Consider the following 18,434-nt stretch of genomic DNA (forward strand, 5'->3'; position numbering starts at 1 on the left):
TGGCGAACTGAGGTACGGACTTAGGCCACGACGACAACTACACATCTACGACTTGAAAATCTTGCGTGGAGGATAGTGCACCGAGTTGCCGCACAAGGCAAGCGATTTCTGTGAGCTATCGGCAAATAGTTGCCGGGCACGGTCATCGGGCCGGGCCCGCGCCGAGCTGGCGGCGCGGCTGCCTTTTGCTATGCTGTGGCCCTTCCGTCCAGCCCTTGAGGATGATCTATGAAAGCCCTGTGGAAGCCGCTTGCCATCACGCTTCTTGCTTTGTTCCTGGTTGCCTGCAGCAAGGTGACGCCGGCCAATTTCGAGAAGATTCAGGAGGATATGACCCGGCAGCAGGTGGTCGAGATACTGGGGGAGCCCGCCGATGTCAGCAGTGCCAGCCTGTTGGGTTTCTCCGGCGGGACGGCGACCTGGCGCCACGGCAAGACCGTGATAACGGTGCGCTTCGTCAACGACAAGGTTGTCAGCAAACAGATCGACACGGCGGCCGCGACGTCGGCGTACTAGCCCAGTTTTTCTTGCAGCTGTGCCAGCAGTTCGGGAGGCAGATGCTGCTCCAGCCACGGAAATAGCTCGCGCTCTTCGAAGCGCACGTGTGAGATCAGCGCTTCGGCCAGCCGGGAAGGGTTGGCCGAAGGCGCTGCGGCCAGGGCGCGCAGCTCTTGGTGCTCGGCCAGCAGGCGTGCGCTCGTCGCTTCGTCCAGGTGGGGTTGCAGCCAGGTTTCTTCGAGCTGGAAATGCTGCTCCAGCGGTGTGGCGTAATGCTGGCGGAAGTTCTCTATCAGTGCCTCGCAGCCGGCGTCATCGGCGTCGGAACAGGCCCGGCGCAGGCGCTGGGCGAAGGAGAGGTTGTGATGATGCTCGTGCGAGAGCGGGACCAGCGCGGGGTGGCGTTTCATGCAGGCCTCTTTGCGGTTTTGCCGAGACGGACCAGTGCGATCATCAGGACAAGGAATAGCAGCAGGGTGATGCCGTTGAGCAGGCTACCGGCCTGGCGCCACTCGAAGCGGCCCAGCAGGTCGCCGGCGAGACGCAGCAGCAGCGAGCCGTGCAGCAACGCCAACGGCAGGTACAGCAGGGGGCGGTAGGGCACGCGCCAGCCGGTCAGCGCCGGCAGGATGACTGGGGCATGACCGAACACCATGGAAAACACGAAGCCGACGAACAGGGCGTGCAGCACGGCGTCGTAGCCGGGGCCGGGTTGCAGTGCCTGGCCGCCCAGCAGGAGCAGTCCGCTGATGGCGAGCCAGACGTAGCCCGCCAGCAGGCTGGCGGCGATGTAGCGCGGCAGGCCCTGCTGGCGCACGGTACGTCGCGCGAGATCGTAGCGGGCCAGCCAGGCGGCCATGCCGACCAGGCTCAGCCCGACCAGCGGCAGGCCGGGGGGGCGTGGCGTCAGTGCGCTGGCCAGCATGCCCAGCAGCCACAGGATCAGTAGTCCGTTCAGCAACGGGGCGGCGTGGGGAGGGCGGCGCAGCAGGCGCGACAGTTCCAGCCGTTCGGCGACGATGGTCAGCAGCAGGAAGCCCTGCCACCAGCCGACGACGTTCCACACCGGCCATCCGGCCAGCCAGGCCAGGTTGCCCACCAGCCAGAGCAGGGCGGCGACGGCCAAGAGGCGGGTGAAGTCGGCCGGCTGGATACGCCAGATGACGAACGAGGCCGCCAGCAATCCGGCGCTGGCGAGGGCAAAGCCGGCTGCGGCGAGCCACCACGGCCCGCCCAGCAGCAAGAGGCCGCCGGAGCAGAAGGCGCACAGCGGCGCGAGCAGGGCCCAGCGTCGGCGCAGGGCGACGGCTCGTTCCAGTGAAATCAGGGCGCCGAATACCCCGGAGACCATCAAGGGGCCGTGAAACAGGGGGGCTTCCGCCGGCAGGGCGGGAAGCATCATGCCAACGCGCGCCAGCCCTCCCAGCAGGGCGGCGGCCAGCAGTACCGGCACCAGCAACAATAGCCAGACCGGGCGCGGGCTGGCTGCCATGCTCACGCGGTGCCCTCCCAGCCGAGGATGTAGCGCGCCTTGTCACTCATCCGCTCTGGCGTCCAGGCGGGCTCCCACACGAGTTCCACGGAAAGCTCGGCGCCCGGTATGAGGTGGTGCAGTTCGGCCAGGACGTCTTCTTCGATGATGGCGCCCATCGGGCAGGCCGGCGAGGTCATGGTCATGCGCACCGTCAGGCCGCGCTCAGTGCGTTCGATGCCGTAGATCAGCCCGAGGTCGACGATGTTGACCCCCATCTCGGGGTCGATCACCTCGCTCAGCGCGTTCAGCACGGCGGTGTCGTCAGGCAGGGACATGATGCTCTCCAGTGGGGTGGTTCATGCTATGGAGCGTAGTCCCTGGTAGGGCGAGTCTTCCATGAGCGCGCTCAAGTTTTTCCGCCCTGCCAAGGTGGGTCAGTTCCGTGTCGGGTCGAAATAGCCTTTCTCTGCGGCGGCGTCAACCTGGCCTGCCACCCAGTCGCCAGCCAGCCGGCAACCGGCCTGCACCTTGTTCACGGCCTTGGCCATCACCTGTTCCTTGCGGATGCCGTTTTCGCGCCAGCTTTGCCCCTCGCGGTTGAGGTTGAGCAGCATCGGCATCAGCCGGTCCATGGCATTGGCGAAACGCGCTTCGGCGGTCTGGTTGGCCTCGAATTCCTGCCACAGTGCCAGCATCTCGACGGCCTGTTCCGGCGGCAGCAGGCCAAAGATGCGCTTCACGGCTGTCAGTTCGGCGGCCTTGCGTTCGGCCTCACCGTCTTCGGCGTAAACGATGGTGTCGCCGGTGTCGACTTCGCCGATGTCGTGCACCAGCAGGAGCCGGATGACCTTGTCGATGTCGAGCGGCTCGTCGGCGTGCGGCTGCAGCGCCATGGCCAGGAGCGCGACCTGCCAGCTGTGTTCTGCGGAGTTTTCGTGGCGCTCCAGGGTGATCGGCTTGTTCTTGCGCAGTACGCCCTTGAGCTTGTCGATTTCCAGGATAAAGGCGATCTGGCGTTCCAGCTGGGTGTAGTCCGGGGTCATGGCGGGTACTTGGGTGTGTCGGGATGGTGTGATGATACAGGGCTTCCGGGGTAGCCTGAACCGTTGCCTTGCTGGGGCGTTGTCCCTGGCCACGAGCATGACAGGCGATTTCAATGCGACGACATGCTTTGGGGGTGGCCTGGCTTCTCGTCGGCGCGTGGCGGCGCGGCGCCGGTCTCCCCGATAGCCCTGGTGCAGCGGCCGAAACCCCGTCTGGCGGGGCTTCGGCCAATCTTGTCGTCAGGCTAGGACAGCGTCTTCCGCTTGGCTAGGCTTGGGGCTGGCGCGGAAGGTGCGCCGCTCGACGTGCGGACTGGCTGTCCGGCGTGCCTGGGTCTGTGGTTCGATGCCTCGCGCGGCCAACGTGGCGAGCAGATCTTGCAGCACCGCCTCGCGGTCGAGCACGAAGGTCGAGGCGAAGCAGCGCCAGAACTGCCAGCCGGCGCGCTCCAGGATGCGCTGGCGGCGCATGTCGTCGGGCCATTGCGCGGCGCCGTGGTAGCGGTCGCCGTCGCACTCGACGGCGAGGCGGGCGTCGTTGTCGCCCTCCACCACCAGGTCGAGGCGGAAGCCGCCGACCTTGACCTGCGGCGTGACCTTGTAGCCGCGCCCGGTTAGCTCGTCGTAGACCTCGGTTTCGAACGGCGATTCGCACAGCGCCCGCAGGTCGGTTACCTGCTGCTGGTCGAGCAGATAGGGGGTGTGGAAGTGCTCGATCAGCTTGCGGCGCAGTTCGTCGGCGGGGCTCAGCTGGCTGATCTCGACGCTGCGCACCAGGTACATGCGGTCGCGGGCGCGCGAGGCGGCGACGTTGAAGCGCTGTGCGAAGCTGTCGCGCGTTACCGCGTGCGGCTTGCCGGACACCACCATGCTGAGAAACATGATGTCGCGCTCTTTACCCTGGAAGGTGCGGGCGTCGCCGCAGGCGATGTCGTGGCGTGCCATCAGCGCCTCGCCCAGCTCTTCGCGGATCAGCTCCCAGACCTTGATCGCCTGCTTGTCGCCCAGTAGTGACACCACGCCGATGGAGCGCCCGGCGGTGGCCGGGTCGGCGGCGAGGCGACGGATTTCCTCGACGATGAAGGCGGCTTCGGCGCGGTTGCAGTTGTCGTTGCCGCAGTGGCCGTCTTCCACCAGCACGTCGATCAGCGGCGGGTCGAGCCGCTCGCTCGCGGTGGGCAGGCGCAGCGGCTTGAGTTCGTGGTGGTAGAACTCGCGCTTGGCGTACTCGATGATCGGGCCGACCGAGCGGAAGTGCTCTTTCAGCATCACCGCACTGGCGGCGAAGGCCACCTTGAACAGGTCGTAGATCGAGCGCTCCGGGGTCATCAGCGGGCGGTACAGCGCCACCTGGTCGGACAGGAAGCGCTGCATCAGCGTCAGCACCTTGTCTTCTTCCAGTCCGACGCCTTCCGGCGACACCTGTTTGTCGTCGCCCACCACCAGCACCTTCCTGGCGCGCAGCAGCGCCGGCAAGGCGCTGAGGTCGGATTGCGAGGCCTCGTCGATGATCACCAGGTCGAAGCAGCCCAGTTCGGCCGGCAGCGATTCGGCGATGCGGTAGTGCGGCATGATCCAGCACGGAATCGCCGGGGTGGCCTTGGCGGCGGCGGCGCGAGCGTCGCGGCGGTAGCGTACCGCACGCTTGCCGGTGCCCTTGCCGATCAGGCGGATGGCGGCGGAATAGAGGCCCAGCGCGCTGCGCACCTCGGGCGTGGCATTGTCGGCGAGCTTGAGCCAGGTGCGTTGGGCGACCAATTCCTGGTAGCTGTGCGCCAGCTGTTTTTCCAGCGCGCGGCGTTCTTCGGCCAACGTCTTGAGGCGGGCGCGGGTGTCCAGTTGCTGCAGCGCCTGGCGCAGACGCTTGGCCTGCCACAGCGCCGCCCAGTCCTGCGGCAGCAGCGGGTCGGACTCGGCGCCGGCGGGCTGCTGGCAGAGCTGGCGTGCCCAGAGCGGGGCGCCGGATTGGGCGATGCGGCGCACCTCGGTGCGGACGGCGTCGAACGCCGGGCGAAAGGCGTGCAGCGCGGCCAATTGCTGGCCGAGGGCTTGCCATGTCTCGCCCAGCGTGTCGGCATCGAGTTCGGGCGTGCCGAGCTGATCGGCCAGGGTCACCAGTTGTTCCGCCCACTCCCCGCGGCTGCGTCGGCCCACTGCCAGCAACTGCTCGCGCAGCGTGGCGGCGCCTTCGAGGCGTTGGCAGCTGAGGTGGTGCAGCAGGATGCGCTGGGCCTCGAGCAGGCGCGACGGCTGCTCCAGCAGGGTCTCTGGCCAGGCGGTGCCGGGCAGGCTGTGGCGCAGGCGTGGCAGCACCTCGGCTTCCAGTTGGACCGCTTCGGCCATGCGCCGGATCAGGCGGCAGCGCTCGCGCGCCCGCTCCACCAGCAGCGGGTCGGTGCTGGCCAGTGCTTCGGCGCCGAATTCGGCGGCGATGGCGTTCCAGCGCAGCAGCAGGCGGCGCAGCGACTGGCGATGCTGCAGGTGGGCCGCTACCTGAGACCAGTCGGCGCTCGACTGCGCCGGCTGGCCCAATACTTCGACCCGTGCCAGCGTCTTCTTGGCTTCTCCCTTGCCGAACCAGCCGGCCAGGCCGAAGGCGCTGCGGCCGGCGGCGAGCTGGCCGACGGCCTCGACCAGCCCGGCGTCCTGCTCCAGCCCGTCCGGCAGCGTCACTGGGCGCTGCAGCAGCTGCGGGCGGCGCGTCAGCTCCGCTTCGGCGGCGCTGTCCCATTCTTCCAGCAGACGCAACATCGCCGTGCAGGCCGGCAGGCGCAGCAGGTCGAGACAGGGGCGCGCCCACGGTGCCGCGGCGTTGGCAATCTCGACCTGCCGGGCGGACAGTTCGCGCAAGGCTTCGGCCAACCCCGCTGCTTGGTTTAGTGCACCTTCTGCCAGTGCCGGCACGTCGCCGTTGGCGATCGCATGCCGCAGGTGTGCCGCCTGCAGCAAGTCCTGATGCGCCTTGTGCAGCGCTTCCATGGTGGGGAGTTCGGCCGGATCAGGCAGGGCGTGAGGCAGGTAGGCGAGTGCCGTGCCAAGCTCTCGGCGTGCCGCGCGTAGCCGGATGACGGCGTCGTCGTCGAACTGAGGGCGGTGGCGTGCCTCGGCGGTGAGCTCGTCTGGCAGCGCCGCCAGCCGCTCGCCCAGGGTGCCGATCTGCTCGGCGGCGCGCAGCGGGTCGATCTGCTTGTCGTCCAGCGTCAGCGGCTGCAGGTTGCGCGCGGCGCATTGGTCGATCTCATGATCGACGCGCTGCAAATTGCCGTGCAGGCGATCGACGGTGTCTTCCAGGGTGGCAATCGAGCGCGTCAGCGCGGTGCGGTCGAGCGACTGGATTTCGCTGGCGATCTTGTTGACCGAATACTCGAAGCGCTTGGCTTCGTCACGCTCGCCGGCCAGCAGGCTGATCGCCAACGGACGGATGGCGTCGGGCAGTTTTTCCTCCAGCACCTTGAGCGCCGGCTCCTTCATCGAGGTCACCAGCACGCGCTGGCCCTGGGCCAGGTAGTGGCAGATGATGTTGGCGATGGTATGGGTCTTGCCGGTGCCCGGCGGACCTTGCACTACCACGCCATCGTGCTGCTCCAGCATCTGCACGATGCGAACCTGCTCGTCGTTGAACGGCTTGGGGAAGAACAGGTCACGCACCGTGCCGTTGCCGATGCTGCCGCTCACCGCAGACAGCCCGCGAAAGGCCGGCAGCGGGCGATCGAGATGCTGGTTCGAGGGTTCGCTCAGGAGCTGGGACAACGCCGGGGGAAGCGTCTCCGGCTGGGGCGGCAGCGTATCGCTGAAGCGTTGCAGGTCCTGCACCAGCAGGTTGGCGGTGCGTGGCCGGGCGAATACCGCCCAGCTGTCGACCAACTGCAGCTGGCTGCCCGGGCTGGGGAGTGGCGCGGGGGGCGTGCCCGGCTCGCGCGGCTGCAGTCGGGCGTCGGGGTCGAGATGGGCGGCGGCGGCTTGCAGCAGGGGCCGGTAGCTGGCAGCGTCGAACGGCGAATACTCTTGCGTGGCATTTTCCAGCCACTGGCGCGCCTGGCGTTCGAAATCGGCCAGGCCGGCCACGTTCAGCGCGTTCAGCGCATCCGCTTCGAGCGCGGCGGGCTGATCGCGCGGGCGCAGTTCCAGCGCCATGGTGCCGGCGTTCAGCGCCAGTTCCACCGGCCGGGTCAGCAGCGGGTAGCACAGGCGCACCCCGTCCTTGAGCCAGACCGCGACACCGCTGCCCCAGACGATCTCCAGCTGGTTGTCGGCGATCATGCCGTCCAGTGTCTGTTTCAGGCGGAACAGCTGGTTATAGAGCCCCATGGTTTTCTGGCGGCGCTGTTCTTCGTCGGCCCAGGCCTGCCACGGCCCGCTGCGGTAGGCTTCGAGCAAGGCTTCGACGTGCGCGCGGTCGGTGAAGTCGGACAGCGTCACGTTGCGGGCCGGCTCGACCAGTTCGCCGCGGACGTAGCCCAATGCTTCCAGTGCCGCGAAGGGGATTGCCGGGGCCAGGGCCGGCGGCTTGATCGCTCCTTTCGAGGGAGCGGCCGACGGCTCCAGCCAGCGTTGCAGCAAGGGGGCTTCCGGCTGGGGCATGGGTAGCGGCTGCAGGCGCTCGACGACAAGCCAGACTTCCTCGTTCTCGTCATCCTCGCTGTTGAGCGAGATGCCCGGCAGTTCGTGCAGTTCGGCTTCCAGGGCGAGAAAGTCGCCGTGTTTGGCAAGATCGGTGACCGGAGCAGCGTGCAGGCGGGCGGTGTGCTGGACAAACTGGATCAGGGCGGCAAGGCGTTGCAGGACGGTCATAGGGTGGGTGCGGCGTATTTATGCAATGGATATGGTTATTGGTATAAAAACAATCTATGCCGCATTGTAGCGCGAAGCCCTCGTTTTTTTACACGCGGGTCATGGGCCCCTGACAGGCAGGGGCATCAGGGCATGCGCGCGGCCACAGGCAGTGACAGCGGCGGGGAGGAAAAAATCCGCGCTACGGGTGGTTTGGCGGGAAATGTCAGGTCAGCGGCCGGCAGTGCCATTGAGCCAGGTCGGCCGGGATGCCCAGGTCGCGCGGATCGCCGAACGGCGGCCAGGACGAGCTGCCTTCCGCCAGCGCCCGTGCCGCGTCTTCCGGCGTGGGGTAGGCGCCGAGCGCCTCGCCGTCGTGCATGATGTGATAGCGCCCGTCGAGTGGAACGATATCGAAGGGGCCATATTGGGTGTCGTAGCTCCAGCATTTCATGATCGCGCCCTCCTTTATATCCTGAATGGTAGTCGATAAAGGAGGGCGGTCGGGGCGGCCTGAGCCTCAGCAGAGGGGCAGCTCAGTGATTGCGCGCCAGGATCAGGCGCAGGCCGAGCGCGACGAAGATGCTGCCGGCCAGCCGGTCGAGCCACTTGCTCATGCTGGGCTTCTGCTGCAGCCACTGGCCGACGTGGCCGGAGAAATAGCCCAGCAGTCCGAACAATACCGCCGCCTGCAGCGTGAAGATCAGCCCTAGCACCAGCGTCTGCCACCCCGCCATGCCGCGGCCGGTATCGACAAACTGTGGCAGGAAGGCGAGGAAGAACAGCACCACCTTGGGGTTGATGGCGTTGGCCAGCAGGCCCTTGGCAAACATCGTGCGCACCGGGTTGGCCGGGCCCTGGCCGGGTGTGTCGGGGCGGAAGCTGGCACCGGGGCTGCGCAGCGCCTGCACGCCGAGATAGACCAGATACGCCCCGCCGCCGACCTTGAGGGCGGTGAAGGCGAGGGGCGAGGCGGCGATCAGCGCGCTGATGCCCAGCGCCGCGAGCAGGGTATGGCTGATACAGCCCAGCGCACAGCCCAGGCCGAAGGCGATGCCCTGCTTCTTGCCGCGCGCAATGCCGAGGCTCAGCACCATCAAATTGTCCGGGCCGGGGGAGAGCGTGATGAGAATCGCGGCCATGGTGAAGCCGGCCAGTTGTTCGGGCGAGAGCAGCATGTCGGAGTCCTTTGGTCGGGGCGATGGATCGTTGTCATCATCCGTTGCCGGCCGGAGGCTGGCAAGTGGAGGGAGCCTCCCGGTCTCAAGGATGACTTTTCGTGGCGCAGGCACTAGAATTTTGGCCTCGAATGTACGAGGTAAAACCGTCTATGCCGTCTTTTGATATCGTCTCCGAAGTGAATGTGGTGGAAGTGCGCAACGCCGTGGATCAGGCCAACAAGGAAGTTTCCACCCGTTACGACTTCAAGGGCAGCGACGCCCGCATCGAGTCTGCCGAGAAGGTGCTGACCCTGTTCGCCGACGCCGAATTCCAGTTGGACCAAGTCAAGGACATCCTGCTGGGCAAGCTGGCCAAGCGCAACGTGGACGTGCGCTGTCTCGACCACGGCAAGATCGAGAAGGTCAGCGGCAACAAGATCAAGCAGGCAATCACCGTCAAGGAAGGCATCGAGGGTGATCTGGCCAAGAAAATCGTCAAGCTGATCAAGGACTCCAAGCTCAAGGTGCAGGCCAGCATCCAGGGCGACGCCGTGCGCGTCAGCGGTGCCAAGCGCGATATCCTGCAGGAAGTGATCGCACTGATGCGCAAGGAAATCACCGACTTCCCGCTGCAGTTCAACAACTTCCGCGACTGAGCCGGAACGAGCAGCAACGAAAAAGGCGCCGCGAGGTGCCTTTTTTTGCGTCTTCGGCCAACCTTTACAGCTTGATCAGCGTGCTTTTCAGCTCGGTGTACTTCTCCAGCGCGTGCAGGCTCTTGTCGCGGCCGTTGCCGGACTGCTTGAAGCCGCCGAACGGCAGGTTCATGTCGCCGCCCTCGTCGTAGCAGTTGACCCATACCGTACCGGCACGCAGTCGGCGCGATACCTGATGGGCCGTGCTGACGTTAGCGGTCCATACCGCTGCCGCCAGGCCGTATTCGGTATCGTTGGCGATGCGCACCGCCTCGTCGATCGAATCGAAGGTGATCACCGACAGCACCGGCCCGAAAATCTCCTCGCGGCAGATGGTCAGGTCGGGGTGCGGGCAGTCGAACGCGGTCGGCTCGATGAAATAGCCCTTGCTCTCCACCTGCGTGGCCTGGCCGCCGCAGATCAGGGTGGCGCCTTCGCCACGGCCCTGGTCGATGTAGGACAGCACCTTGTCGAACTGGATTTGGTCGACGATCGCGCCCATGCCGGCGGCCGGGTCGAGCGGGTCGGCCGGATAGTACCTTTGTGCGGCCTTTCTGAATTCCTCCAGAAAGCGTTCCTTGATGCTGCGCTGGACCAGCACGCGCGAGCCGGCGGTGCACATCTCGCCCATGTTGTAGTAGATGGCGCCGGCGGCGGTGCGCGCGGCCCGGGCGAGGTCGGGGCAGTCTTCCAGGATGATGTTGGGCGACTTGCCGCCCAGCTCCAGCCAGACGCGCTTGAGGTTGGACTGTGCGGCGTAGCCGGCGATCAGTTTGCCGACGGCGGTCGAGCCGGTGAAGGCGATGCAGTCCACCCCCATGTGCAGCGCCAGCAGTTTGCCCACGTCGCCACCTCCCGGCAGCACCTGGAAGATGCCGTCGGGAATGCCCGCCTGCTTGGCCAGTCCGGCCAGCCGGATCGCGGTCAGCGGCGATTTCTCGGACGGCTTAACGATCACCGCGTTGCCGGCGGCCAGCGCCGGGCCGAATTTCCAGCTCGCCATCAGGATCGGGAAATTCCACGGCACCACCGCGGCCACCACACCGACCGGTTCGCGCGTGACCAGACCGACCAGCTTGGGGTCGACCGGCGCCACTTCGCCGCCCACCTTGTCGATGGCCTCGGCAAACCATTCCACGCAATAGGCCGCGCCCGGCACGTCCACGGTGGTGGAGTCGCCGATCGGCTTGCCCATGTCGAGGGTTTCCAGCAGCGCCAGCTCGTCGCGGTGCTGTCGGATCAGTGCGGCGAAACGCTTGAGTATTTTGCCGCGCTTCAGTGGTGGCAGGCCCGACCAGACACCGGATTCGAAGGCCCGGCGGGCCGCCGCGACGGCGGCGTCAACATCGGCGGCGGCAGACCATGCCACCTCGGCGAGCTTGTCGCCGGTCGCCGGGTTGATGCAATTAAAGGTGCGGCTGTCGTGGGCGTGGGCATACTCGCCGTCGATGAAGAGCCGGCCTTCGATGCCGAGCGTCGCGGCCAGTTGCTGCCATTCGGCGTGGGTGCGAGACATGGACTTCTCCGTGGTAAGGAATGGCGTCGCCGTCGCGCCGGGCGGGGCGCGTGCTCAGAAGGTGGACGGTGAGCTGGCGCTGACGATCTCGCACGGCTCGGCGGCGACATTGCGGAATCGGTGGGGTTGCTGGCTATCGAAGTAGTAGGCGTCGCCGGGGTTGAGGATGCGGCTGACGCCGTTCACCGTCAATTCGATCGAGCCGCTGATGATGACCCCGCCTTCCTGGCCTTCGTGGATCAGCATGTCCGGGCCGGTGTCGGCGCCCGGCTCGTAGAATTCGCGCAGAATTTGCAGGTCGCGGCGCTCGTGCGACGCGCCGACCAGAAACAGCTGCACCTTTTCGTTGCCGAGGTTGGGCAATTCGTCGGCGTTGTAGAACACCTTGTGTTCGGGCTCGGCGTCGAAGGTAAAGAAGTCCGACAACGTCATCGGCAAACCTTCCAGCACCTTTTTCAGCGAGCTGACGGAAGGGCTGACACGGTTCTGTTCGATGAGGGAAATCGTTCCGTTGGTTACGCCGGCGCGCTTGGCCAGCTCACGTTGTGAGAGTCCGAAGCGGGCTCGAACCATTCTCAGGCGGGCGCCTATGTCCATCGTTCCTGTCGCATCCCAATAAATACGTTAATAATTTTAGACGATTCGTGATAAGAATTTTGACCGCACACACGGCGCCTGCTGCGCCGCAAAACCGGTTTTCTTTGCGGGAATGAGAGTTTATAGTCAGAATCAAATATATATAGCAAGTCGAATGTGGATTTTCTTAAACGCTTTTGACGCCTGAAAGCCACACCCGGACAATATGGAGGTTGATATGTTAATCGGCGTTCCGAAAGAGATCAAAAATCATGAGTACCGTGTTGGTCTGACACCCTCCGGGGTACGCGAGCTGGTGGCGCACGGGCACAAGGTGCTGGTGCAGTCCCGTGCCGGTCTGGGGGTGGGCTACACCGACGAGCAGTACATTCAATCCGGCGCCTCGATCGCGTCCAACGCCGAGAGCGTGTTCGAAGCCGCCGACATGATCGTCAAGGTCAAGGAACCGCAACCGGTCGAATGCCGACTGCTGCGCTCCGGCCAGGTGCTGTTCACCTACCTGCACCTGGCGCCGGACCCGGAGCAGACCAAGCTGCTGCTGGAGTCGGACGCGGTGGCCATCGCCTACGAGACAGTCACCGACGAGCGCGGAGGACTGCCTCTGCTGGCGCCGATGTCGGAAGTGGCCGGCCGCATGGCGATCCAGGCTGGAGCCCACGCGCTGGAAAAGGCGCAGGGCGGGCGCGGTATGTTGCTGGGTGGCGTGCCCGGGGTGGCGCCGGCCAAGGTGGTGGTGCTGGGGGGCGGGGTGGTCGGGCTCAACGCCGCCCGCATGGCGATGGGGCTGGGGGCCGATGTCACGCTACTCGACAAGTCGCTCAACCGCCTGAAAGAGATCGACATGGTGTTTGGTGGCAAGATCAAGACCTTGATGTCCGATACCGCCACCATCGAAGAGATGATCAAGGAAGCCGACCTGGTGGTGGGGGCAGTGTTGGTTCCGGGGGCGGCGGCGCCGAAGTTGGTGACGCGGCGCATGTTGAAGATCATGAAGGCGGGCGCGGTGCTGGTGGATGTGGCCATCGACCAGGGCGGCTGTTTCGAAACCAGCCGCCCCACCACGCATCAGAACCCGACCTACGAAGTGGACGGCATCGTGCATTACTGCGTGGCGAACATGCCGGGCGGGGTGGCGCGGACGTCCACCCAGGCGCTGACCAACGCCACGCTGCCGTTCATGTTGGAACTGGCCAACAAGGGCTGGGTGCAGGCGCTGCTCGACAATCCGCATCTGCGCAACGGCCTCAACGTGTGCCGCGGCAAGGTGACTCACCGCGCCGTGGCGGCCGGGCTGGGGTATGAGTACGTGGACCCGTTCGAGGCGATCAAGGCGGCGTCCTGAAAGATGAGGTGAGTCATGCGACAACCGATCATCGGCATCCCTTGCGATGTCAAACGGATCGGCTTGTTACCGTTCCACACTGTGGCCGAGAAATATGTCGAGGCAGTATCTGGTGGCGTCGGCGGCGTGCCGCTGCTGATTCCGGCGCTGGGTAGTCGCAGCCACGTTCGAGAAATCCTGGACACGTTCGATGGCATTCTGCTGACAGGCTCGCTGTCCAATATCGAGCCCCATCATTATGGAGGGGCGCCAAGCCGGCCTGGGTCGCCGCACGATCCGCAGCGCGATGCCACCACGCTGCCGCTGATCGACTTGCTGCTGCAGGAGGGGATTCCTCTCCTGGGCATCTGCCGCGGCTTCCAGGAAATCAACGTGGCTTTGGGCGGCGAACTGTTCCAGCACGTGCATGAGGAACCGGGCTTCGCCGATCATCGTGAGCCCGAGACCGATGATCTGGACGAGATGTACGGGCCAGCCCATGCTGTGCACTTCACCGAAGGCAGCCTGTTGCGACAGTGGCTGGGTTGCGATTCTATTGAGGTGAACTCGCTGCACCAGCAGGGCATCAAGCGTTTGGCTCCGCGGCTCGAGGCCGAGGCGGTGGCCGACGACGGTCTGATCGAGGCCTACCGCGTGCGTGACGCGCGCACTTTCTCTTATGCCGTGCAATGGCACCCCGAATGGAAATATCATGACAATGCGATTTCGATCGCGATTTTCAATGCTTTCGGTGCGGCCTGCCGGGAGCGGGTAGCAGCACGTGCCAAGACGTGAGCGGGCTTCGGCGCCGTTGTGAGACAGAGCCATCGATGGCCAAGGATCTATAGAGGCAGGGGTAGTAAAATGGAAAACCAGATTTTTGAGTGGTTGCGCGAGCATCGCATCACCGAGATGGAATGCATTGTCCCCGACTTTACCGGGGTTGCGCGCGGCAAGATCGTGCCGAAAGACAAATTTGCCGTGGAGCCGGAAATGCGCCTGCCGGAGGCGGTGCTGATTCAGACCGTCACCGGTGATTACCCGGACGACAGCATGATGGACCTGACCGACCCGGACATGGTGCTGAGGCCCGACGAGAGCACCCTGCGCTTCGTGCCGTGGGCGGTCGATCCGACCGCGCAACTGATCTACGACGCCTACCGTTCCGACGGTACGCCGGTGGATGTGGCGCCGCGCAACGTCCTGAAGCACGTGCTCGATCTGTTCGACGAGCTGGGGCTGGAGCCGGTGGTGGCGCCGGAGATGGAGTTCTATCTGCTGTCGCCCAACCCGGATCCGGATATTCCGCTGGCTCCGCCCATCGGTCGTACCGGTCGCGCCGAGTTCGGCCGCCGCTCCTACGCCATCGACGCGGTCAACGAGTTCGACCCGCTGTTCGAGGATATCTACGACTACTGTCATGCGCAGGAACTGGAGGTCGACACGCTGATCCACGAGGTTGGCACGGCGCAGATGGAAATCAACTTCCTGCATGGCAACCCGCTGGAGCTGGCCGACCAGGTGTTCCTGTTCAAGCGTACCGTGCGCGAGGCGGCGTTCCGCCACAATATGTACGCCACCTTCATGGCCAAACCGATGGAGAACGAGCCGGGCAGTGCCATGCACATCCATCAGAGCCTGAAGGACAAAAAGACCGGCCAGAACGTGTTTTCCAAGGAAGACGGTACGCCATCGGAGCTGTTCTTCCACTTCATCGGCGGGCTGCAGAAGTACGTGCCGCAGGTGATGCCGCTGTTCGCGCCCTACGTGAATTCGTTCCGCCGCCTGTCGCGCTACACCGCGGCACCGACCAACGTCGAGTGGGGCTACGATAACCGCACCGTCGGCCTGCGCGTGCCGCATTCCTCGCCCAAGGCGCGCCGCGTGGAAAACCGCGTGCCCGGCGTCGATGCCAACCCCTACATCGCCATGGCCGCCACGCTGGCCTGCGGCTACCTCGGCATCGTCAACAAGATCCAGCCGACCGAGCCGCGCCAGACCGACGCCTACGAGCTGCCGTACCAGTTCCCGCATTCTTCGGAGGAGTCGCTGGTGGCGCTGCGCAACTGTCACGAAATCGCCGAGGTGCTGGGCCAGCGTTTCGTGAAGATGTACCTGGCGATGAAGGAAAAGGAGTATGCCGAGTACTTCCGCGTGATCAGCCCCTGGGAGCGCAAGTTCCTGTTGCTGCACGTGTGAGTGCTGCCGGCTAAGGCGGGTCGCTCACCATGCGCCTTTTCACCCAAGACGCTGGCCGAAGCCGGTTTCGGCCAGCGTCGGAAGCGGAATAGCCTGCTGCAACGTCTCTGAGAGGGATATCCCTATGCAGAACGAACGTACCACCGAGCAATGGCGCGCGCTGGACGCCGCACACCATCTGCACCCGTTCACCGACACCGAGTCGCTGAATCAACAGGGCGCCCGCGTGATCACCAAAGCCGACGGCGTGTTCCTGTGGGATTCGGACGGAAACAAGATTCTCGACGGCATGGCCGGCCTGTGGTGCGTCAACATCGGCTATGGCCGCAAGGATTTGTCCGAGGTGGCCAAGCGCCAGATGGACGAACTGGCCTACTACAACACCTTCTTCAAGACCACCCATCCAGCCGTGGTGGAGCTGTCGCAGTTGTTGTCGGAAGTCGCCCCCAAGGGTTTCAGCCGCATCTTCTACACCAACTCCGGCTCCGAGTCGGTAGACACCATGATCCGCATGGTGCGCCGTTACTGGGACGTCAAGGGCAAGCCCGGGAAGAAGACGCTGATCGGGCGCTGGAACGGCTATCACGGCTCGACTATCGGCGGCGCCAGCCTGGGCGGCATGAGTTATATGCACGAGCAGGGCGATCTGCCGATTCCCGGTATCGAACACGTCGAACAGCCGTGGTGGTACCGGTACTGCCAGGGCATGTCGCCGGAGGAATTCGGCGTGGTGGCGGCGCGCTGGCTGGAAGCGAAAATTCTCGAGATTGGGCCGGACAAGGTGGCGGCCTTCGTCGGCGAGCCGATCCAAGGCGCCGGCGGCGTGATCATTCCGCCGTCGACCTATTGGCCGGAGGTCGAACGCATCTGCCGCCAGTACGACGTGCTGCTGGTGGCCGACGAGGTCATCTGTGGCTTCGGCCGCACCGGCGAATGGTTCGGGCACCAGTTGTTCGGTTTTCACCCGGATCTGTTCACCGCCGCCAAGGGGCTGTCCTCGGGCTACCTGCCGATCGGCGCGGTGTTCGTCGGCGACAAGGTGGCGCAAGGGTTGGCCGAAGGGGGCGATTTCAACCATGGTTTCACCTATTCGGGACATCCGGTAGCGGCGGCCGTGGCGCACGCCAATGTCAAGGCGCTGCGTGACGAGGGCATCATCGACCGCGTCAAACGCGACACCGGCCCCTATATGCAGCAGCGCTGGCGCGAGGCCTTCGGCGGTTTCGCCCACGTGGACGACGTGCGCGGCGTCGGCCTGATCCAGGCTTTCACGCTGGTGAAGGACAAGGCCACGCACGAGCTGTTTCCCAACTGGGGCGAGGTTGGCACGATCTGCCGCGACATCTTCTTCCGCCACAACCTGATCATGCGCGCCTGCGGCGATCACATGGTGGCGGCGCCGCCGCTGGTGATCAGCAAGGCCGAGATCGATCAGCTGATCGACACGGCGGTGCAGTGTGTCACCGAGTGCGAAGAGGTGCTGCGTCAGCGCGGGCTGGTCTGATCCAGGTGTTGGGAGGCGGGGATGCCGACATCACGGGACGTTGCCGGTGGTGAAGGGGCTGTGAGCACGGCGTAGCCGGAAGGGAAGGTGAGGCGGCTGTAAAAAAGGGAAAGCACAGCGAGTGCTTTCCCTTTTTTGACTGAGGCTGTCGGAGAAGCCGCCGCTGCCGGGCTAAACTCCCTCCACGTCGTTCTGTACGTCGCTTTCCTTTAGTACCTCCTGCGCCCAGACCACGGCATCCATGTGGATGCCGGTGACTTGCTCCAGGCTGACGCGCTGCGACGCGCTGAGGCGTGCGATGGCATCGTTGTCATCCTGTTCGCAGGCCAGCGCCAACTGCAGGGGCTCGGCAAACAGGCCTTTTCCTCTCAGCAGGGCATCCGCAATCATCATCGGCAGATCGAGCGGTGCCAGCGCCTCGGCCAGCGTGGTATTCAGCAAGGTGCCGAGCAGCGAGAACATGCCCGTCAGGAACAAGTGCTCGGCCTCCAGCTTGTTGCCGTGCGCCAATCCCAGTTCTTCCATGAAGCGGGCGCGGATCAGTGACTTTTCCATCAGCGTCAGTGCCGAGCCGCTGTCGCTTTCCGACGTGAAGAGCATCAATGACAGCCACTTGAACAAGTTGCCCCGGCCCAGCAGCATGATGCCTTCCTCGATGGTCTGCACCTTGCGGTTCAGACCGTTTATCGGGGAATTGACGTAGCGCATCAATTTGAACAGCAACAACGAATCCAGCTTGAACTGTGCTTCGATCTCGTCGATCGGCGCATTGGCACGCAGCAAACGCATCACTTCCAGTACGCGCCCTTGGTTGGCGCCTTCGTTCTTGTTGGCGTTTCTGGGCTGGGCCACGTTCAAGTAGGAACCATGGAAGAGCGCGAAGTGCTGGCTGCCGGGAGAGTGGAGGCAGAGATCCAGCTCTTCGGCCGAGTTGATATTGCGCCCCAGCCAGCGAACGTGAGGAAACCGCTGCGGCAGTTTTTCCAGCAGAGGGAAAAGCATGCGCGCGTTGGGCGCGGCAAAATCCAGCACCAGGTAGTCCATGCGCTGGTAGAGGGCCAAGGCCGCCGGCTGGCTGCCGACGCTGGCCGGTTCCACGGCAAAACGCAAGCCGGCCTGGCGCAGGGAATCCAGTCTGGACATCAGCGCTTCGTCCAGGACGTCGCCCGGCAGCATGTCCAGGATGAAAATGCAGCTGTTGGCGGGCAGGTCCGGCGACGGCAGATCGTCCAGCGAGGCCAGCGACAAATGGATGAACGCGCGACGGTAAGCCAGCAGCCGGAACACATTCATGTTACGCAGCGTGGTGAGCAGCAGCCGGTCAAAGGTGCGCTTGTGAGCCGCGGACTTGGCGCCGTCCTGGCTGCCCTTGACGATGAATTCATAGGCGACAACGCGCTGGTCCTTGTCCTGCACCGGCTGATGCGACACAAAACCCAGCGTTTGCACGTGATGCAGTGGGGCGAGTGCGTCGGTTCCATCCAGAACACGGGCTGGAGGCGAAGCGAGGGGTGCACTGGCTGGCCCTGGTTCGTTGCCCGGGGCTGATTGCTTATCCTTGCCAAGCAGGCCGCCAAACAGTTGCTTCAACATTTGGCATTCTCCAATGCGTCATTTATTCACGACTTTTACAATAATGTCATCGCTGTATCAAGTA

The 18,434-nt window shown here is 64.7% G+C and carries 16 protein-coding genes; 6 read left to right on the forward strand and 10 right to left on the reverse strand.

Annotation, left to right across the window (positions count from 1 at the left end):
- Positions 1–228 precede the first annotated feature (228 nt).
- The gene (bamE, locus tag B9N72_RS06940; RefSeq protein WP_085275695.1) at positions 229–516 is read left to right on the forward strand and encodes an outer membrane protein assembly factor BamE domain-containing protein; all 288 of its coding nucleotides are present in this window, start codon (positions 229–231) and stop codon (positions 514–516) included.
- Here the strand turns inward: bamE and B9N72_RS06945 are convergent.
- The 7 genes from B9N72_RS06945 to B9N72_RS06975 all read right to left on the reverse strand — a co-directional run bounded on the left by B9N72_RS06945 (position 513) and on the right by B9N72_RS06975 (position 8,963).
- Positions 513–908: a hemerythrin domain-containing protein gene (locus B9N72_RS06945; RefSeq protein WP_085275696.1), complete on the reverse strand. Its 396-nt coding sequence runs from the start codon at positions 906–908 to the stop codon at positions 513–515. The genes bamE and B9N72_RS06945 overlap by 4 nt on opposite strands.
- A complete protein-coding gene (locus B9N72_RS06950; RefSeq protein WP_234985905.1) occupies positions 905–1,990 on the reverse strand; it encodes a hypothetical protein in 1,086 nt (361 codons plus the stop codon). The genes B9N72_RS06945 and B9N72_RS06950 overlap by 4 nt, the downstream gene beginning before the upstream one ends.
- Before the next feature lie 2 nt (positions 1,991–1,992).
- Positions 1,993–2,307, reverse strand: coding sequence for a metal-sulfur cluster assembly factor (locus tag B9N72_RS06955; protein ID WP_085275698.1), 315 nt, complete (start codon positions 2,305–2,307; stop codon positions 1,993–1,995).
- A 99-nt stretch (positions 2,308–2,406) separates the two neighbouring features.
- Entirely contained in the window at positions 2,407–3,015 is a 609-nt protein-coding gene (locus B9N72_RS06960) for an HD domain-containing protein (protein ID WP_085275699.1), read from the reverse strand.
- Between the two features lie 240 nt (positions 3,016–3,255).
- Entirely contained in the window at positions 3,256–7,806 is a 4,551-nt protein-coding gene (locus B9N72_RS06965; RefSeq protein ID WP_085275700.1) for an AAA domain-containing protein, read from the reverse strand.
- A gap of 205 nt (positions 7,807–8,011) precedes the next feature.
- Positions 8,012–8,239: a hypothetical protein gene (locus tag B9N72_RS06970; RefSeq protein WP_085275701.1), complete on the reverse strand. Its 228-nt coding sequence runs from the start codon at positions 8,237–8,239 to the stop codon at positions 8,012–8,014.
- Between the two features lie 82 nt (positions 8,240–8,321).
- The gene (locus tag B9N72_RS06975; RefSeq protein WP_085275702.1) at positions 8,322–8,963 is read right to left on the reverse strand and encodes a LysE family translocator; all 642 of its coding nucleotides are present in this window, start codon (positions 8,961–8,963) and stop codon (positions 8,322–8,324) included.
- 152 nt (positions 8,964–9,115) lie between these two features.
- On the opposite strand from B9N72_RS06975, the gene B9N72_RS06980 reads away from it, so the two are divergent.
- On the forward strand, positions 9,116–9,601 hold the full coding sequence (locus tag B9N72_RS06980; protein WP_085275703.1) for a YajQ family cyclic di-GMP-binding protein: 486 nt from the start codon (positions 9,116–9,118) through the stop codon (positions 9,599–9,601).
- Between the two features lie 64 nt (positions 9,602–9,665).
- Here the strand turns inward: B9N72_RS06980 and B9N72_RS06985 are convergent, their stop codons facing one another.
- Positions 9,666–11,156: an aldehyde dehydrogenase gene (locus B9N72_RS06985; protein ID WP_085275704.1), complete on the reverse strand. Its 1,491-nt coding sequence runs from the start codon at positions 11,154–11,156 to the stop codon at positions 9,666–9,668.
- 54 nt (positions 11,157–11,210) lie between these two features.
- Positions 11,211–11,753 (reverse strand): cupin domain-containing protein, encoded by a 543-nt coding sequence (locus tag B9N72_RS06990; protein WP_008952792.1) that lies wholly within the window; start codon positions 11,751–11,753, stop codon positions 11,211–11,213.
- A 217-nt stretch (positions 11,754–11,970) separates the two neighbouring features.
- Between B9N72_RS06990 and ald the strand changes: the two genes are divergently transcribed.
- The 4 genes from ald to B9N72_RS07010 all read left to right on the forward strand — a co-directional run bounded on the left by ald (position 11,971) and on the right by B9N72_RS07010 (position 16,777).
- Positions 11,971–13,095, forward strand: coding sequence for an alanine dehydrogenase (gene ald, locus B9N72_RS06995; RefSeq protein ID WP_085275705.1), 1,125 nt, complete (start codon positions 11,971–11,973; stop codon positions 13,093–13,095).
- Between the two features lie 15 nt (positions 13,096–13,110).
- Positions 13,111–13,869, forward strand: a complete 759-nt coding sequence (locus B9N72_RS07000; RefSeq protein ID WP_085275706.1) for a gamma-glutamyl-gamma-aminobutyrate hydrolase family protein — start codon at positions 13,111–13,113, stop codon at positions 13,867–13,869.
- 69 nt (positions 13,870–13,938) lie between these two features.
- A complete protein-coding gene (locus B9N72_RS07005) occupies positions 13,939–15,273 on the forward strand; it encodes a glutamine synthetase family protein (RefSeq protein ID WP_085275707.1) in 1,335 nt (444 codons plus the stop codon).
- A gap of 124 nt (positions 15,274–15,397) precedes the next feature.
- A complete protein-coding gene (locus B9N72_RS07010) occupies positions 15,398–16,777 on the forward strand; it encodes an aspartate aminotransferase family protein (protein WP_085275708.1) in 1,380 nt (459 codons plus the stop codon).
- Between the two features lie 171 nt (positions 16,778–16,948).
- Here the strand turns inward: B9N72_RS07010 and B9N72_RS07015 are convergent, their stop codons facing one another.
- The gene (locus B9N72_RS07015; protein ID WP_085275709.1) at positions 16,949–18,370 is read right to left on the reverse strand and encodes an EAL and HDOD domain-containing protein; all 1,422 of its coding nucleotides are present in this window, start codon (positions 18,368–18,370) and stop codon (positions 16,949–16,951) included.
- Positions 18,371–18,434 lie beyond the last annotated feature (64 nt).

The organism is Pseudogulbenkiania subflava DSM 22618 (genome assembly GCF_900177275.1).
Classification (GTDB): domain Bacteria; phylum Pseudomonadota; class Gammaproteobacteria; order Burkholderiales; family Chromobacteriaceae; genus Pseudogulbenkiania; species Pseudogulbenkiania subflava.

Coding starts and splice junctions, on each gene's coding strand:
- B9N72_RS07010 (WP_085275708.1), top strand. CDS start 15,398: ATGCAGAACGAACGTACCACCGAGCAATGGCGCGCGCTGGACGCCGCA.
- B9N72_RS06975 (WP_085275702.1), bottom strand. CDS start 8,963: ATGCTGCTCTCGCCCGAACAACTGGCCGGCTTCACCATGGCCGCGATT.
- B9N72_RS06980 (WP_085275703.1), top strand. CDS start 9,116: ATGCCGTCTTTTGATATCGTCTCCGAAGTGAATGTGGTGGAAGTGCGC.
- B9N72_RS07015 (WP_085275709.1), bottom strand. CDS start 18,370: ATGTTGAAGCAACTGTTTGGCGGCCTGCTTGGCAAGGATAAGCAATCA.
- B9N72_RS06955 (WP_085275698.1), bottom strand. CDS start 2,307: ATGTCCCTGCCTGACGACACCGCCGTGCTGAACGCGCTGAGCGAGGTG.
- B9N72_RS06990 (WP_008952792.1), bottom strand. CDS start 11,753: ATGGACATAGGCGCCCGCCTGAGAATGGTTCGAGCCCGCTTCGGACTC.
- B9N72_RS06985 (WP_085275704.1), bottom strand. CDS start 11,156: ATGTCTCGCACCCACGCCGAATGGCAGCAACTGGCCGCGACGCTCGGC.
- B9N72_RS06965 (WP_085275700.1), bottom strand. CDS start 7,806: ATGACCGTCCTGCAACGCCTTGCCGCCCTGATCCAGTTTGTCCAGCAC.
- B9N72_RS06950 (WP_234985905.1), bottom strand. CDS start 1,990: ATGGCAGCCAGCCCGCGCCCGGTCTGGCTATTGTTGCTGGTGCCGGTA.
- ald (WP_085275705.1), top strand. CDS start 11,971: ATGTTAATCGGCGTTCCGAAAGAGATCAAAAATCATGAGTACCGTGTT.
- B9N72_RS07000 (WP_085275706.1), top strand. CDS start 13,111: ATGCGACAACCGATCATCGGCATCCCTTGCGATGTCAAACGGATCGGC.
- B9N72_RS06945 (WP_085275696.1), bottom strand. CDS start 908: ATGAAACGCCACCCCGCGCTGGTCCCGCTCTCGCACGAGCATCATCAC.
- B9N72_RS07005 (WP_085275707.1), top strand. CDS start 13,939: ATGGAAAACCAGATTTTTGAGTGGTTGCGCGAGCATCGCATCACCGAG.
- bamE (WP_085275695.1), top strand. CDS start 229: ATGAAAGCCCTGTGGAAGCCGCTTGCCATCACGCTTCTTGCTTTGTTC.
- B9N72_RS06970 (WP_085275701.1), bottom strand. CDS start 8,239: ATGAAATGCTGGAGCTACGACACCCAATATGGCCCCTTCGATATCGTT.
- B9N72_RS06960 (WP_085275699.1), bottom strand. CDS start 3,015: ATGACCCCGGACTACACCCAGCTGGAACGCCAGATCGCCTTTATCCTG.